11 protein-coding genes are annotated in these 17,006 nt (G+C 64.4%); 8 read left to right on the forward strand and 3 right to left on the reverse strand.

The genetic code is table 11. From position 1 onward, the window contains the following. Positions 1 to 48 precede the first annotated feature (48 nt). The 5 genes from CAF70_RS06495 to CAF70_RS06515 all read left to right on the forward strand — a co-directional run bounded on the left by CAF70_RS06495 (position 49) and on the right by CAF70_RS06515 (position 11,416). The gene (locus CAF70_RS06495) at positions 49 to 1,371 is read left to right on the forward strand and encodes an MdtA/MuxA family multidrug efflux RND transporter periplasmic adaptor subunit (RefSeq protein WP_085623417.1); all 1,323 of its coding nucleotides are present in this window, start codon (positions 49 to 51) and stop codon (positions 1,369 to 1,371) included. Further along, entirely contained in the window at positions 1,368 to 4,466 is a 3,099-nt protein-coding gene (locus tag CAF70_RS06500) for an MdtB/MuxB family multidrug efflux RND transporter permease subunit (RefSeq protein ID WP_085623415.1), read from the forward strand. The genes CAF70_RS06495 and CAF70_RS06500 overlap by 4 nt, the downstream gene beginning before the upstream one ends. After that, positions 4,463 to 7,570, forward strand: coding sequence for an efflux RND transporter permease subunit (locus CAF70_RS06505; RefSeq protein WP_085623413.1), 3,108 nt, complete (start codon positions 4,463 to 4,465; stop codon positions 7,568 to 7,570). The genes CAF70_RS06500 and CAF70_RS06505 overlap by 4 nt, the downstream gene beginning before the upstream one ends. Further along, positions 7,567 to 9,054: an efflux transporter outer membrane subunit gene (locus tag CAF70_RS06510; protein ID WP_085623411.1), complete on the forward strand. Its 1,488-nt coding sequence runs from the start codon at positions 7,567 to 7,569 to the stop codon at positions 9,052 to 9,054. Before CAF70_RS06505 ends, CAF70_RS06510 begins: the two co-directional genes overlap by 4 nt. Positions 9,055 to 9,325: 271 nt before the next feature. Next, the gene (locus CAF70_RS06515; protein WP_085623409.1) at positions 9,326 to 11,416 is read left to right on the forward strand and encodes a bifunctional diguanylate cyclase/phosphodiesterase; all 2,091 of its coding nucleotides are present in this window, start codon (positions 9,326 to 9,328) and stop codon (positions 11,414 to 11,416) included. Here CAF70_RS06515 and CAF70_RS06520 read toward each other — a convergent pair. From CAF70_RS06520 to CAF70_RS06530, 3 genes are all read right to left on the reverse strand, one after another. Further along, on the reverse strand, positions 11,413 to 11,673 hold the full coding sequence (locus tag CAF70_RS06520) for a DUF1652 domain-containing protein (RefSeq protein ID WP_085623407.1): 261 nt from the start codon (positions 11,671 to 11,673) through the stop codon (positions 11,413 to 11,415). The two genes, CAF70_RS06515 and CAF70_RS06520, sit on opposite strands and share 4 nt — an antisense overlap. A gap of 278 nt (positions 11,674 to 11,951) precedes the next feature. Then, on the reverse strand, positions 11,952 to 12,758 hold the full coding sequence (locus CAF70_RS27760; RefSeq protein WP_256573277.1) for an RHS repeat-associated core domain-containing protein: 807 nt from the start codon (positions 12,756 to 12,758) through the stop codon (positions 11,952 to 11,954). Between the two features lie 80 nt (positions 12,759 to 12,838). Beyond that, entirely contained in the window at positions 12,839 to 13,486 is a 648-nt protein-coding gene (locus tag CAF70_RS06530; RefSeq protein ID WP_085623403.1) for a DUF1345 domain-containing protein, read from the reverse strand. Between the two features lie 321 nt (positions 13,487 to 13,807). On the opposite strand from CAF70_RS06530, the gene pgm reads away from it, so the two are divergent. The 3 genes from pgm to CAF70_RS06545 all read left to right on the forward strand — a co-directional run bounded on the left by pgm (position 13,808) and on the right by CAF70_RS06545 (position 16,977). Then, entirely contained in the window at positions 13,808 to 15,445 is a 1,638-nt protein-coding gene (gene pgm / locus CAF70_RS06535; protein ID WP_085623401.1) for a phosphoglucomutase (alpha-D-glucose-1,6-bisphosphate-dependent), read from the forward strand. A gap of 78 nt (positions 15,446 to 15,523) precedes the next feature. Continuing rightward, positions 15,524 to 16,036: a sigma-70 family RNA polymerase sigma factor gene (locus CAF70_RS06540; protein ID WP_085623399.1), complete on the forward strand. Its 513-nt coding sequence runs from the start codon at positions 15,524 to 15,526 to the stop codon at positions 16,034 to 16,036. Further along, complete coding sequence (locus CAF70_RS06545) at positions 16,033 to 16,977, forward strand: FecR domain-containing protein (RefSeq protein WP_085623397.1); 945 nt, start codon at positions 16,033 to 16,035, stop codon at positions 16,975 to 16,977. The genes CAF70_RS06540 and CAF70_RS06545 overlap by 4 nt, the downstream gene beginning before the upstream one ends. The last annotated feature ends 29 nt before the right edge of the window (positions 16,978 to 17,006 follow it).

Genomic DNA, 17,006 nt, shown 5'->3' on the forward strand with positions numbered 1-17,006 from the left:
TCGTTCATCCTCCCCAGGCCGTCATTCCGAACAAGGTTCGTTCAACCCATGCAAGCGTCCAATTCCCGTTCCCCTCGTCGCTGGCTCGTTGGCCTGCTGATCCTGCTGCTGGTGGCTGCACTGGCCTGGTGGCTGTGGCCTGCAGCGACACCTGCGCATAAAGAAGGCAGTGCCGGGCGCGGTGGCAAGGGCATGGGCATGATGGGCGGCCGCCCGGGCTTTGGCGGTTCCAGCGACCCGGTGCCGGTGCGCGTCGAGCCGGTGCGGGTGGGCGACTTCCCCCTGTACTACAAGGCCCTGGGCACAGTCACCGCGACCAACACCGTCAACGTGCGCAGCCGCGTGGCTGGCGAGCTGGTGAAGATCCACTTCAAGGAAGGCCAGCAAGTCAAGGCCGGCGACTTGCTCGCCGAGATCGATCCGCGCCCGTACCGCATCGCCCTGCAACAGGCCGAAGGCACCCTGGCGCAGAACCAGGCGCAACTGAAGAACGCCCAGGTCGACCTGGCCCGCTATAAAGGCCTGTACGCCGAAGACAGCATCGCCAAGCAAACCCTCGACACCGCCGAAGCGCAGGTAGCGCAGTTCCAGGGGCTGGTGAAGACCAACCAGGCGCAGGTCAACGATGCCCGCCTGAACCTCGATTTCACCCAGATTCGCGCGCCGATCAACGGCCGCGTGGGCCTGCGCCAGCTCGACCTGGGCAACCTGGTGGCGGCCAACGACACCACCGCGCTGGTGGTGATTACCCAGACCGAGCCGATCAGCGTCGCCTTCACCCTGCCGGAAACCGAGCTGAGCACCGTGCTGGAGCGCTACCGCAGCGGTGCCACCCTGCCGGTCGAGGCCTGGGACCGCAGTGACAGCAAGCTGCAGTCTACCGGCGTGCTGGGCAGCATCGACAACCAGATCGACACCACCACCGGCACCCTCAAGTTCAAGGGCCGCTTCGAGAACAAGGACCTGGCCCTGTTCCCCAACCAGTTTGTCAACGTGCGCCTGCTGGCCGATACCCTCAAGCAGGTGACCCTGGCCCCGGCGGCGGCGATCCAGTTCGGCAACGACGGCACTTTCGCCTATGTGGTCAACGCCGAAAGCAAGGTGAATGTGCGCAAGCTCAAGGTGGGCGCCAGCGACGGCGAAAACACCGTCATCCTCGAAGGCCTCAAGGCAGGCGACCGCCTGGTGCTGGAAGGCACCGACCGCCTGCGCGAAGGCACCCAGGTGGAAGTGGTCGAGGACAGCTCGCAGGTGCCGACCACCCCGGGCCAGCACCTGCAAGGGCAGGAAGCCAAGGGGGCGGCACGCGCTGGTGATGTGCAGCCTGGTCAAGCACAGCCAGGTAGCGCAGCAGGCAAGGCGGGCGCATGAACCTCTCGCGCCTGTTCATCCTGCGGCCGGTTGCCACCACGCTGAGCATGCTGGCCATCGTTCTGGCCGGCCTGATCGCCTACAAGCTGCTGCCGGTTTCCGCCCTGCCGCAGGTGGATTACCCGACCATCCGGGTCATGACCCTGTACCCCGGCGCCAGTCCGCAGGTCATGACCAGCGCCGTTACCGCACCGCTGGAGCGCCAGTTCGGCCAGATGCCAGGCCTGGAACAGATGGCCTCGACCAGCTCCGGCGGCGCCTCGGTGCTGACCTTGCGCTTTAACCTCGACATGAACATGGACGTTGCCGAGCAACAGGTGCAGGCCGCGATCAACGCCGCCAGCAACCTGCTGCCCAGCGACCTGCCGGCGCCGCCGGTGTACAACAAGGTCAACCCGGCCGACACCCCGGTGCTGACCCTGGCCATCTCCAGCAAGACCATGCCGCTGCCCAAGCTCAACGACCTGGTCGATACCCGGGTGGCGCAGAAGCTCGCGCAGATCAGCGGGGTTGGCATGGTCAGCATCGCCGGCGGCCAGCGCCAGGCGGTGCGGATCAAGGTCAACGTCGATGCCCTGGCCGCCAACGGCCTGAACCTGGAGGACGTACGCACCCTGATCGGCGCCTCCAACGTCAACCAGCCCAAGGGCAACTTCGACGGCCCGACCCGGGTCTCGATGCTCGACGCCAACGATCAGCTGCGCTCCCCTGAGGAGTACGCCAACCTGATCCTGGCCTACAACAACGGCGCACCACTGCGCCTCAAGGACGTGGCCGAAATCGTCGACGGCGCCGAAAACGAGCGCCTGGCCGCCTGGGCCAATGAAAACCACGCGGTGCTGCTGAACATCCAGCGCCAGCCGGGCGCCAACGTCATCGAAGTGGTCGACCGTATCAAGGCCCTGCTGCCGTCGATCACCGACAACCTGCCGGCCGGCCTCGATGTTTCGGTGCTCACCGATCGCACCCAGACCATCCGCGCCGCGGTCAAGGACGTACAGCACGAACTGCTGATCGCCATCGCCCTGGTGGTGATGGTCACGTTCGTCTTCCTGCGCCGTTTCAGTGCCACCCTCATTCCGTCGATCGCCGTGCCGTTGTCGCTGATCGGCACCTTTGGCGTGATGTACCTGGCCGGTTTCTCGGTCAACAACCTGACGCTGATGGCCCTGACCATCGCCACCGGCTTCGTGGTCGACGATGCGATCGTCATGCTGGAGAACATCTCCCGGCACATCGAGGAGGGCGAGACGCCCATGCAGGCGGCGCTCAAGGGCGCCCGGCAAATCGGCTTCACCCTGATCTCGCTGACCTTCTCGCTGATTGCGGTACTGATCCCGCTGCTGTTCATGGCCGATGTGGTCGGCCGCCTGTTCCGCGAGTTCGCCATTACCCTGGCGGTGGCCATCCTGATTTCCCTGGTAGTATCGCTGACCCTGACGCCGATGATGTGCGCGCGCCTGCTCAAGCGCGAGCCCAAGGAAGAAGAACAGGGCCGCTTCTACCGCGCCAGTGGCGCCTGGATAGACTGGCTGATCAGGCACTACGGCAGCGCCCTGCAGTGGGTACTGAAGCGCCAGCCGCTGACGCTGCTGGTGGCCGTGGCCAGCCTGGCGCTCACAGTGATCCTGTACATGGTGGTGCCCAAAGGCTTCTTCCCGGTGCAGGACACCGGGGTGATCCAGGGCATTTCCGAAGCGCCGCAGTCCACCTCGTTCGCCGCCATGAGTGAACGTCAGCAGGCCCTGAGCAAGGTGATCCTGCAGGACCCGGCGGTGCAGAGCCTGTCGTCCTACATCGGCGTCGATGGCGACAATGCCACACTCAACAGCGGTCGCCTGCTGATCAACCTCAAGCCTCATGGCGAGCGCGATGTGACTGCCAGCGAGGTGATCGACCGCCTGCAGCCGCAAGTCGACCGGCTGGTGGGCATCCGCCTGTTCATGCAGCCGGTGCAGGACCTGAGTATCGAAGACCGGGTCAGCCGTACCCAGTACCAGTTCAGCCTGTCGTCACCGGACGCCGAGTTGCTGGCGCAGTGGAGCGGCAAGCTGGTGCAGGCGCTGCAGCAGCGCGCGGAAATGGCCGACGTGGCCAGCGACCTGCAGGACAAGGGGCTGCAGGTGTACCTGGTAATCGACCGCGACATGGCCAGCCGCCTGGGGATAAGCGTGTCGCAGATCACCAACGCCCTCTACGACGCCTTCGGCCAGCGCCAGATCTCGACCATCTACACCCAGGCCAGCCAGTACCGCGTGGTGCTGCAGTCACAGGATGCGGCGGTGATCGGCCCGCAGGCGCTGGAGTCGATCCACGTCAAGGCCACCGATGGCGGCCAGGTGCGCCTGTCGGCGCTGGCGCGCATCGAGCAGCGGCAGGCCCAGCTGGCCATTTCCCACATCGGCCAGTTCCCGGCGGTGACCCTGTCGTTCAACCTGGCCCATGGCGCATCGCTGGGCAAGGCGGTGCAGGTGATCGAGCAGGTGCAAAAGGACATCGGCATGCCGCTAGGCGTGCAGACCCGCTTCCAGGGCGCGGCGCAGGCGTTTCAGGCATCGCTGTCGAGCACCTTGCTGCTGATCCTGGCGGCGGTGGTGACCATGTACATCGTGCTGGGCGTGCTGTACGAGAGCTACATCCACCCGGTGACCATTCTTTCGACCCTGCCGTCGGCGGCGGTCGGCGCCTTGCTGGCCTTGCTCATCAGCGGCAACGACCTGGGCATGATCGCCATCATCGGCATCATCCTGCTGATCGGTATCGTCAAGAAGAACGCGATCATGATGATCGACTTTGCCCTCGAAGCCGAGCGCCAGCAGGGCATGAGCCCGCGCGATGCCATCTATCAGGCCGCGTTGCTGCGCTTCCGGCCGATCCTGATGACCACCCTGGCCGCGCTGTTCGGCGCCGTGCCGCTGATGCTCGCCACCGGCTCCGGCGCCGAGTTGCGCCAGCCGCTGGGCCTTGTGATGGTCGGCGGGTTGCTGGTCAGCCAGGTGTTGACGTTGTTCACCACCCCGGTCATCTACCTGTACTTCGACCGCCTGGCCCGCCGCTGGCGCCCGGCCAATGACGTGAAGCAGGCCGAGGCATGAACCTGTCCGGTCCTTTCATCCGTCGCCCGGTGGCGACCATGCTGTTGAGCCTGGCGATCATGCTGCTGGGCGGGGTCAGCTTCGGCCTGCTGCCGGTGGCACCGCTACCTCAAATGGACTTCCCGGTGATCGTGGTGTCGGCCAACCTGTCCGGCGCCAGCCCGGAAGTGATGGCGTCCACCGTTGCCACGCCGCTGGAGCGCAAACTGGGTAGCATTGCCGGCGTGACCACCCTGACCAGCAGCTCCAACCAGGGCTCCACGCGGGTGATCATCGGTTTCGAGATGGGCCGCGACATCGACGGTGCGGCGCGCGAGGTACAGGCGGCGATCAACGCCACCCGCAATCTGCTACCCAGCGGTATGCGCAGCATGCCCACCTACAAGAAGATCAACCCGTCGCAGGCACCGATCATGGTGCTGTCGCTGACCTCGGACGTGCTGCAGAAAGGCCAGCTGTACGACCTGGCCGACACCATTCTGTCGCAGAGCCTGGCCCAGGTGCCGGGGGTAGGGGAGGTGCAGATTGGCGGCAGCTCGCTGCCGGCGGTGCGCATTGCCGTCGAGCCGCAGTTGCTCAATCAGTACGGCCTGTCGCTGGATGAAGTACGCACGGCGGTATCCAACGCCAACCAGCGCCGGCCGATGGGCTTTGTCGAGGACGCCGAGCGCAGTTGGCAGGTGCGTGCCAACGACCAGCTGGAAAGCGCCAAGGACTACGAGCCGGTGGTGATCCGCCAGCAGAACGGCACCATCCTGCGTCTGTCCGACGTGGCAACCATCACCGACGGCGTCGAGAACCGCTACAACAGCGGCTTCTTCAATGACCAGAGCGCGGTACTGCTGGTGGTCAACCGCCAGACCGGGGCCAACATCATCGAAACGGTCGAGCAGATCAAGGCGCAGCTACCGGCGCTGCAGTCGCTGCTGCCGGCCAGCGTGCAACTGAACGTGGCGATGGACCGTTCGCCAGTGATCAAGGCAACCCTCAAGGAAGCCGAGCACACCCTGCTGATTGCCGTGGTGCTGGTGATTCTGGTGGTCTACCTGTTCCTCGGCAGCTTGCGTGCCTCGCTGATCCCCAGCCTGGCGGTGCCGGTGTCACTGGTGGGCACCTTCGCGGTCATGTACCTGTGCGGTTTCTCGCTCAACAACCTGTCGCTGATGGCGCTGATCCTCGCCACCGGCCTGGTGGTGGACGATGCCATCGTGGTGCTGGAGAACATCTCCCGGCACATCGAGGACGGCCAACCGCCGATGAAAGCGGCCTTCCTTGGTGCCAGGGAAGTGGGTTTCACCTTGCTGTCGATGAACGTGTCGCTGGTGGCCGTGTTCGTCTCCATCCTGTTCATGGGCGGCATCGTGCGCAACCTGTTCCAGGAGTTTTCCATCACCCTGGCGGCGGCGATCATCGTGTCGCTGGTGGTATCGCTGTCCCTCACGCCGATGTTGTGTGCCCGCTGGCTCAAGCCGCAGCAGGCCGGGCAGACCCGCCTGCAGCGCTGGAGCGATCAGTTGCACCAGCGCATGGTCGGTGCCTATGACCACAGCCTGGGCTGGGCCTTGCGCCACAAACGCCTGACTCTGTTCAGCCTGCTGGCCACCATTGGCCTCAACATCGCCCTGTACGTGGTGGTGCCAAAGACACTGATGCCACAGCAGGACACCGGCCAGCTGATGGGCTTCATCCGCGGCGACGACGGCCTGTCATTCAGCGTGATGCAGCCGAAAATGGAAGTGTATCGCCGGGCTTTGCTGGCCGACCCGGCGGTGCAGAGCGTTGCCGGATTCATCGGCGGCAACAGCGGCACCAACAACGCCTTCGTGCTGGTGCGCCTGAAGCCGATCAGCGAGCGCAAGATCGATGCGCAGAAGGTGATCGAGCGCCTGCGCAAGGAAATGCCCAAGGTGCCAGGCGGGCGCCTGTTCCTGATGGCCGACCAGGACCTGCAACTGGGCGGCGGCGGCCGCGACCAGACGTCGTCGCAGTACCTTTATACCCTGCAAAGCGGCGACCTGGCGGCGCTGCGCGAATGGTTCCCGAAAGTGGTGGCGGCGCTGCGTACACTGCCGCAGCTGACTGCCATCGACGCCCGCGACGGTGCCGGCACCCAGCAGGTGACCTTGGTGGTCGACCGCGACCAGGCCAAGCGCCTGGGCATCGACATGGACATGGTCACCACGGTACTGAACAACGCCTACAGCCAGCGGCAGATTTCCACCATCTACGACAGCCTCAACCAGTACCAGGTGGTGCTGGAGATCAACCCGAAGTACGCCTGGGACCCGAGCACCCTCGAGCAGGTGCAGGTGATTACCGCTGACGGTGCCCGCGTACCGCTGTCGACCATCGCCCATTACGAGAACAGCCTGGCCAATGACCGGGTCAGCCACGAAGGCCAGTTCGCCGCTGAAAGCATCGCCTTCGACGTCGCCGAAGGCTACAGCCCCGACCAGGCCATGGCGGCACTGGAGCGCGCAGTGGCCAAGCTGGGCTTGCCCGAGGAAGTGATCGCCAGGCTCGGCGGTAGCGCCGATGCCTTCGCCAAGACCCAGGAAGGCCAGCCGCTGATGATCCTGGGTGCGCTGGTGCTGGTCTACCTGGTGCTGGGTATCCTCTACGAAAGCTACATTCACCCGCTGACCATCCTCTCGACACTGCCCTCGGCTGGCGTCGGTGCCTTGCTGGCGCTGTACGTCACCGGCGGCGAATTCAGCCTGATCTCGCTGCTTGGGCTGTTCCTGCTGATCGGCGTGGTGAAGAAGAACGCCATCCTGATGATCGACCTGGCCCTGCAGCTGGAGCGCCATCAGGGCCTGACACCGGAAGAGTCGATCCGCCGGGCCTGCCTGCTGCGCCTGCGGCCGATCCTGATGACTACCCTGGCGGCAATCCTGGGTGCCTTGCCGCTGCTGCTTAGCCATGCCGAAGGCGCGGAAATGCGCCAGCCACTGGGCCTGACCATCATTGGCGGCCTGGTGTTCAGCCAGATCCTCACCCTTTACACGACACCGGTGGTCTACCTGTACCTGGACCGCCTGCGTCACCGTTTCAACCGTTGGCGTGGCGTGCGCACCGACGCCGCCCTGGAAACCCCGCTATGACTTTTGCCCAGACCCCACTTCACCGCGCTCTGCAGACGCTGACCCGCGGGCGTGGCTCGCGCCTGCTCGGCGCCGGGTTGTGCGTCGCCATGCTCAGCGCCTGCACCCTGAGCCCGGACTACCACCGCCCGGAGCTGAGCAGCACGGCCCAGTTCAAGCATGCCGAAGGCTGGACCCAGGCCACGCCGTCCGATGCCATTGCCCGCGGCGCCTGGTGGGAAATCTACGGCGATGCCGGGCTCAATGCGCTGGTAGAAGAGCTCAACCGCAGCAACCAGACCGTGGCACAGTCGGAGGCCCAGTACCGCCAGGCCCAGGCGCTGGTGCGCAGCAGCCGGGCGGCGCTGTTCCCCAGCCTGGACCTGAGCGTCAGCAAGAACCGCTCGGCCCAGGGCACCGGCAGCTCCAGTTCGAGCCTGTCCAACAACAGCAGCGGCATTCGCAACACCTACAACGCCCAGCTCGGCGTCAGTTGGGAAATCGACCTGTGGGGCAAGCTGCGCGAAACCCTCAACGCCAACCAGGCCAGTGCCGAAGCCAGCCTGGCTGACCTGGCCTCAATCCGCCTCAGCCAGCAGTCGGAACTGGTGCAGAACTACCTGCAGTTAAGGGTGATCGACGAGCAGAAGCGCCTGTTGGAAGCCACTGTGGCAGCTTATGAACGCTCCCTGCGGATGAACGAAAACCAGTACCGCGCCGGCGTCGCCGGCCCGGACGCGGTGGCCCAGGCGCGTACCCAGCTCAAGAGCACCCAGGCCGACCTGATCGACCTGGTCTGGCAGCGCGCACAGTTCGAGAACGCCATTGCCGTGTTGCTGGGCAAGGCCCCGGCCGATTTCGCCCTGGCCGACAGCAAGGCCATTCCGGCGCTGCCGCAAATTCCGCTGGCCTTGCCCTCGCAGTTGCTGGAGCGGCGCCCGGACATCGCTGCGGCCGAACGCAACGTGATGGCTGCCAACGCCAACATCGGCGTGTCGCGGGCGGCGTACTTCCCGGACCTGAGCCTGAGCATGAGTGGCGGGTACTCCAGCAGCAGCTTCAGCAACTGGATCGAACTGCCCAACCGCTACTGGTCGGTGGGCCCGCAGCTGGCACTGACCTTGTTCGACGCCGGCAAGCGCAGTGCCGAGGTAGACCGCACGGTGGCGGTGTATGACCAGACCGTGGCGCAGTACCGCCAGACCGTGCTCGACGGCTTCAAGGAAGTGGAAAACCTGCTGGTGCAATTGAAGGTGTATGGCGATGAAGCGGTGGTACGCCAGGAGGCACTGGATGCTGCCCGCGAGTCGCTGCGCCTGACCGAGAACCAGTACCGCGCCGGGCTGATCGGCTACCTGGATGTGGTCAACGTGCAGACCACGGCACTGAGCAACGAGCGCAGTGTGTTGAACCTGCTGCAGGGGCGCCTGGTGGCCAGCGTGCAGCTGGTTGCCGCGCTGGGCGGTGGCTGGGATGCCGACCAGGCTCTTGCGGAGCAGGATTGAATCGACCTTTGGACGCGGCTCCCTGCAGGAGCAGCCTTGTGTCGCGATCGGGCTGCGAAGCAGCCCCAGAAATGGGTACAAGCACAAATCACTGGGGGCGCTTCGCGCCCCGATCGCAACACAAGGCCGCTCCTGCAGCTACCGCGCATCCGTCCAGGCCCTTGTAGTCTTTGGATCCATTCCCATTCGCAAAAACCCCGTGCTTTTCGCTTAAGCTTGAGTACAATCGTCAGCTTTTTCCGGGCCCCCCGTCCCGCCGCTGGAACTTCCAATGCTGACCGGTAGCTACTCCTCTTCGCTGGTGTTGATTTCGCTGTGCGTGGCGATCCTGGCGTCCTATACCGCCCTTGACCTGACCGGCCGCATCGCCACGGCCAAAGGCCGGGCTGCCTGGCTATGGATGGGGGGAGGCGCATTGGCCATGGGCATCGGCGTGTGGTCGATGCACTTCATCGGCATGCTTGCCTTCAGCTTGCCCATCGACCTGGGGTACGACCTTGCCCTGACCGCGTTCTCGCTGCTGATCGCCGTGTTGTCTTCGGGCTTTGCCTTGTGGTTGGTCAGTCAGCCGAGCCTGCCTTGGCAGCAGTTGGCGTTTGGCGCGCTGATCATGGGCGCCGGTATCGCCTGTATGCACTACACCGGCATGGCCGCGCTGCGCATGCTGCCGGGCATCGACTATGATCCGACGCTGTTCGGGGCCTCGCTGCTGATCGCCGTGGGCGCCTCGGCAGCGGCCTTGTGGATCGCCTTCCGTCTGCGCGCGCATACCCCCTATGTGCGGCAGATTCGCGGCCTGGCGGCAGTGGTGATGGGCTTTGCCATCGTCGGCATGCACTACACGGGCATGTCTGCGGCGAACTTCCCCGAAGGCAGCTTCTGCGGTGCGCTGGCGGGGGGCGGTTTGCAAGGCGATGGCCTGGTCTACCTGGTACTGATCACCACCCTGGCGGTACTTGCGGTGGCCTTGCTCACTTCGGTGCTGGACGCCCGCCTGGAGGCGCGCACCGCCGAGCTGGCCCGCTCGCTGACCCTGGCCAACCAGGAACTGACCCAACTGGCCCTGCACGACACCCTTACCGACCTGCCCAACCGTACCCTGCTGGCCGACCGTATCGAGCAGGCCATCGCCAAGGTAGCGGAGCAGGGTGGCTGTTTCGCCCTGATGTTCATCGACCTGGACGGCTTCAAACCTGTCAACGATGCCTTTGGCCACCACATCGGCGACCTGCTGCTCAAGGCCGTGGCGGCGCGCCTGCGCGGGCACCTGCACAGCCAGGACACCCTGGCGCGCATCGGCGGCGACGAATTCGTGCTGCTGGTGCAGTTGCGCGAGCCGAACGATGCCATGGATGTGGCGGTCAAGCAGGTCAACCTGGTGTCACGGCCGTTCCGCGTGGCCGAGCATGACCTGCAACTGACGGCGAGCCTGGGCATCGTCCTGTACCCGGGCAATGGCCAGGACCAGCACGAGCTGCTGCGCAACGCAGACGCCGCCATGTACCACGCCAAGAGCGCCGGCAAGAACGGCTACAGCTTCTTCGACGTGTCGATGAACAGCAACGCCCGCCAGCAACTGCAGTTGCTGCAGGACCTGCGCCAGGCCCTGGAGCAGCGTCAGTTCCGCCTGCACTACCAGCCCAAGTTCGACGCCCAGAACTGCCAGCCGATCGGTGCCGAGGCCTTGCTGCGCTGGGAGCACCCGCAGCAGGGCCTGTTGCTGCCCGACCGCTTCATCGGCCTGGCGGAAAAGACCGGCCTGATCATCCCCATTGGCGAATGGGTGCTCATCGAGGCCTGCCGGCAGATGCGCCAGTGGCTGGACCAAGGGCACCACGGCTGGCGCATGGCGGTGAACCTGTCGGCCATCCAGTTCTGCCATGCCGGGCTGGTCGAGAGCGTCGCCCGAGCCCTGCAGCAAAACAACCTGCCGGCCAACTGCCTGACCCTGGAAATCACCGAAACCACAGCCATGCATGACGCCGATGCCAGCCTGGCGGTACTGCAACGATTGGCCGACATGGGCGTTGACCTGTCCATCGATGACTTTGGCACCGGCTATTCCAGCCTGATGTACCTCAAGCGCCTGCCGGCCAACGAGCTGAAGATCGACCGCGGCTTTGTGCGTGAGCTGGAGCAGGACAGTGACGATGCGGCGATCGTTTCAGCCATTGTCGCGCTAGGCCAGGCGCTGGGCCTGCGCATCGTTGCCGAAGGGGTGGAGACCGACAAGCAGCAGGATTTCCTGACCCGCCTGGGCTGTGATTCGTTGCAAGGCTACCTGCTCGGCCAGCCGGTTCCGGCCGAGCAGTTCATGGGCAAGTTGCAGGCCATGCGCCCGGAAAGTATGGCAGCGGGCTAAACAGCGTCGCGCAAGGTGGCGGCGGGCATGAAGGTATCCATCTCCGCCTCGACGGCCTCGATGATGCGCTCTACATCGGCGGCGGCCATGATCGCCGAGCAAGGGATGCCGGCAATCGCCAGGAAGGTTTCGCCGGTGGCGCGATCGAATAGCCGCGCGACCATGCTGCGCGGTGCATCCATGCTGGCTTCGAAGCCCAGTGGGTGGAAATGCCAGCGCATCACCTGGCAGGCGTTGGGGAACGTCATCTTGTTCATGCCAGCCTCCTTGTCCGTACCTGGACATGGTGTGCGGGTGGCCACATCGATGCGGCCGCCGGGAAAGTAACCATAGCACCTGCCACGCATCATTCTCGGCGGCAAATACGACAAATTCGCTGATGCATGACAGAGGTCACATCTTGTCAGGGATCGCAGTTTGAAGATTGCCGCTCAGGCAAACGTTTTCCGCGTGCGATGGCGGCAAATACTCCGGCGAACTCTGCAGGGGCGTTTGATGTTGGGGGCATGGTGCTTTCGGACGAGCGGCATTGCCCTCAGCCGACGGGAGGACGATCAAGTGAATAACCGCGTGGGTAGTTTGCTATCGCACGGGTCGTATCCACGGGATTCCTGATGGTACCCGTCGTCATCCATGTAACGACCGCCTCCGCGGTTGAGCCTCCTGTCATGGCGAGTGTCATGCCTGCGAGCATTACCTCAACAGGGTGGATTTGTTGAGTGTTTACAGCCTGGAGACCGATATTCTGCACTTGCGCGACGGCCTGATCCACCACTTGCACCAGTTGTTCAAGGTTCATTTCCGGAGCTTGGTGCGGCTGCGGAGCCTGGTGATGGGCTTGTGGCACTCTTTGCGGCCGACCCTGTGGGCGTTGTGCTCGTTGCTGCTGTCGTTGCTCGGCCCTTTGTTGAACTCTGCGAGGGCGTTGGGTATTAAAACCTTGGGATGCGCGGAAGCTATTTTGCGAGACGCCATTTGTTCTGGCCTGCGCCATTGGTCGACGCGGCATTTTGAAACGGCCCGTTGGATCCGTGAAGTTTATAGGGTCATCCTGGCAGTAGACATAACAGTTCAGACCGCCGTCATGGAAAGGCGAAAAACTGTCTGGTTGGTAAAAGCGCATTAGCAAAGGGCTATAGACTCTATGGCCATTCCCAAGCGAGTAGGTTCCGGAAGCGGCGTCATAGAGGGCTCCAGTAAAACCTAACAAGCTTTCAACAGAACTCGGCTTACTTAACCCATAAGGTGAATACACCTGTTGCGATGGCGTTGCAGTCGTGCGCATGAACGCTCTTGTGGTGTCGGCTTGAGTCAGCAAACTTTTCGAAGTAACCGTTTTCATGGCTGAACCCATTTAACCTTCAGGCGTCAAGCGTCTCTTGGTGGGCCGAACGGTTGCAACTAGCAGAATTGATAGCAGACTCAGCCCAGCAGGCCAGCAGCGATATTGATGGTGAATCCCAAAATCGCCGTATTGAACACGAACCCCACCAGCGAATGCGCCAGCACCACCCGCCGCAACCCCCGCCCGGCAACGCCGACATCAGAAGTTTGCACGGCCACGCTGATGGTGAACGAGAAGTAGTGGAAGTCCCAGTAATCCGGGTTGCGCTCGCCATCGGCGAAGCGCAGCGGCGGTTCGTGGTTTTGTCCGGTATAGAACAGCCGGGCATAGTGCAGGCTGAAAATGCAGCCGATCAGTAGCCACGAGCCGGCCACCGTAAGGCCGGTGTAGAGGTAATGCAAAGCCAGGGCCGTGCCTTGCAGGCCGCGGCTGGACACCAGTTGCAGGGTAACGGCGGCGAGGCTGGCGATGGCGGCGATGCACACGGTGAGCAGGACCAGGCCGGCGTTTTCGTCTTCGACGCGGGCCACCTTGCGGACCTTTTCCGGGCTGGCGCTCCAGCTCAGGTAGAGCACCAGCAGCAGGTATAGCCACACGCCCAGGTTCCAGCCGACGAGGATGTGCTGCACGCTGTCGACAGCGGGGATCAGCCAGGCGCCGAGCAGGCCGACCACGGTGGCGATGCTCAGGCGCGGGTGGGTGTGGGTCAGGCGGTGGAAAGCCATGGGGTCTCGTTTACCGTGGGTATGGGTACCACTCTAGACGGTCATTACAGAGATGAGGGACATGCGCGGGTCCATTGTGGGAGCGGGCGAGCCCGCGAAGCAGGCACCGCGGTGGCTGGCAAGTACCCTGTGTGCGGCTTCAGCCGCGAACACCGGCGCAGCCGGTGCCATGCACCGCGTTGTATTCTTCGCGGCTAAAGCCGCTCCCACAGAGTATGCGGTGTACTCACTGATTCTTTGCTGTCGCCCATCGCGCCCCCTTGCAACTCTCAGTACACTGCACGCTCCAACACCAACATCCGTTGAACTCGAGGTTTCTGCATGACGCTCAGTCCTTTGGCAGGCAAGCCGGCTCCGGCCAGCGTGCTGGTCGATATTCCCCGACTGCTCACCGCCTACTACACCGGCCGCCCCGACGCTGCCGTGGCGGCTCAGCGGGTGGCCTTCGGCACCTCAGGGCACCGGGGCACTTCGCTTGAATTGAGTTTCAACGAGTACCACGTCCTGGCCATCACCCAGGCCATCTGCCTGTATCGCCAGGAGAAGGGCATCGATGGCCCGCTGTTCATCGGCGCCGATACCCACGCGCTGTCGGCACCGGCCACCGCCAGCGCCCTGGAGGTGCTGGCGGCCAATGGCGTGCAGGTGATGCTGTCCAAGAATGACGAATACACGCCGACGCCGGCCGTGTCCCACGCCATCCTCTGCCATAACCGTGGCCGCACCCAGGGCCTGGCCGACGGCATCGTCATCACGCCGTCGCACAACCCGCCGCAGAGTGGTGGCTTCAAGTACAACCCGCCCAATGGCGGCCCGGCCGACAGCGACGTGACCAAGTGGATCGAGGCCAAGGCCAACGAACTGCTGGCCGCTGAACTGGCGGGCGTCAAGCGCATGGACCATGCCCAGGCGTTGCAGGCATCCACCACCCAGCGCCACGACTACGTGACCAACTACGTGGCCGACCTGGAAAACGTCATCGACTTCGACGTCATCCGCGGCGCCAAGCTGCGCCTTGGCGTCGACCCGCTGGGCGGGGCAGGGGTGCGCTACTGGGCGGCGATCGCCGAGCATTACAAACTGGACCTGGAAGTGGTGAACACCGAGGTCGACCCGACCTTCCGCTTCATGACCGTCGACTGGGACGGCCAGATCCGCATGGACCCGTCCTCGCCATATGCCATGCAGGGCCTGATCGGCCTGCGCGAACGCTTCGACGTGGCCTTCGCCTGCGATCCGGACCACGACCGCCACGGCATCGTCACCCCGGACGGCCTGCTGCAGCCGAACAACTACCTGGCCGTGGCTATCGACTACCTGTATCGCCACCGCCCGCAATGGCGCAGCGATGCTGCCGTTGGCAAGACCGTGGTTTCCAGCGGCCTGATCGACCGCGTCACCCGGCGCCTTGGCCGTGAGCTGTACGAAGTGCCGGTGGGCTTCAAGTTCTTCGCTCAAGGCCTGTTCGACGGCTCGCTGGGCTTTGGTGGCGAAGAAAGTGCCGGGGCTTCGTTCCTGCGCCGCGATGGCTCGGTATGGGCCACCGACAAGGACGGTCTGATCCCGGCCTTGCTGGCTGCCGAGATGACCGCCCGCACCGGGCGCAACCCGAGCCAGGCCTACGCCGACCTGACCGAGGCGCTGGGCAAGCCGTTCGCCACCCGTGTTGAAGCCAAGGCCGATGCGCGGCAGAAGGCTTTGCTCAGCAAGCTGGCGCCGGAGCAGGTGAAGTCGACCGAGCTGGCGGGTGAGCCGATCGTGCAGATCCTCAGCCATGCACCCGGCAACGGCCAGGCGATCGGCGGGCTGAAGGTGATCACCGCCAATGGCTGGTTCGCCGCGCGTCCGTCGGGCACCGAGGACATCTACAAGATCTACGCCGAAAGCTTCATCGACGAGGCGCACCTGCAGCGCCTGGTACAGGAAGCGCAGGTGCTGGTGGATGCGGCGATTGCCTGATCGGTAACAAACCGCTTGGTTCTGTGGTGCGCTGTAAATTAGAATTAATCTTATTTACGCCGCCGCAGGGCCTTCTCCATGATCGACGCCGCGCCGCCACCGAAGCCTAGCCTGCCTGCCCTGTACCGGGAGCATCGCAGTTGGCTGGAAAACTGGCTGCGCCGGCGCATGGGCAATGCCTGGGATGCCGCCGACCTCAGTCAGGATACTTTCCTGCGCGTCCTGGCCAGTACTCAGCCGCTGGCAGATATTCGTGAACCACGCGCTTACCTGCTGACCGTGGGCAAGCGCCTGCTCAGCAATTTCCACCAACGGCGCAGCCTGGAACAAGCCTACCTGGACGCCTTGGCGCATTTGCCCGAGCAGCATGTGCCTTCGCCAGAGCAGCGCTGGATAGTGCTGGAAACCCTGCAAGCGCTGGATGAACTGCTCGACGGCCTCAAGGCGCCGGTGCGCAGGGCTTTTCTCTGGAGCCAGCTGGAAGGCCTGGGCTATGCCGAAATCGGCGAGCGCCTGGGCGTATGCCAGCGCTCGGTGAAGCGCTACATGGCGCAGGCTTACGAACACTGCCTGCTGGCCGAATTGCAATGACCAGCCATTCCCCCGACACCCGCGAAGCTGTGCGTGCTGCGGCGCGTTGGCTGGCACTGCTGGATTCTGGTGACGCCAACGAAGCGGACTTGCAACGCCTGGCGCAATGGCGCGCCAGCAACAGCTTGAACGAAGACGCCTGGCAAAAGGCCGCATTGCTGCGCGCGCGTTTTTCCGGGTTGCCCGGGGCGTTGGCGATGGCCACCCTCGACCGCCCGGATACCGGCCGACGGGCGCTGCTCAAGCAGGCCCTGGGGGTTGCAGCGCTGCTACCGGCGGCCTGGCTGGTGAGTCGCGAGCTGCCGCTGGAGGCCTGGACAGCCGACCTGCACACCTCGGTAGGCGAGCGCCGGCAGGTGCTGCTGAGCGATGGCACCTTCGTGCAGTTGAACACCGACAGTGCGGTGGATATCGACCTTGGTGCTCGCCGCCTGACACTGCTGCGCGGTGAAGTAGCGGTCAAGGTGCCTGCTGACCTGAGCCTGACCTTGCAAGTGCCTCACGGCCAAGTGGCGCTCAATGACGGTGAGGTCTGTCTGCGTCTGATTGATGACGCCTGCCGGGTGTCGGTGGTCAATGGGGTGGCCCGCCTGCAGCCGTTACGCGGCCCTGCGATGCTGTTACGGGCCGGGCAGCAGGCCCGTTTGCAGGCGGCTGGCGTTGGCCCGGCGAGAGCGTTTGATGCCTGGCCGCTAGGCTGGCGCGAAGGCGTGCTGCGCCTGGACGACCGTCCACTGGGCGAGCTGCTGCACGAACTGCGCAGGTACCGCCCCGGGCTGTTGCGCTGGGCACCGGAGCTGGAGCGCTTGCGCGTAACCGGCACCTTCCGCCTCGACGACACCGACCGGGTGCTGGCCTTGCTTGCTGCCAGCCTGCCACTGCAGGTGCAGTCACGTACGCGTTACTGGGTCAGCCTGGCCGCGCGAGAAAATCGTGCGTGAGGCTGTCCCCTTTTATTCCTTCGCCGGTC

The organism is Pseudomonas sp. B19(2017) (genome assembly GCF_002113165.1).
Classification (GTDB): domain Bacteria; phylum Pseudomonadota; class Gammaproteobacteria; order Pseudomonadales; family Pseudomonadaceae; genus Aquipseudomonas.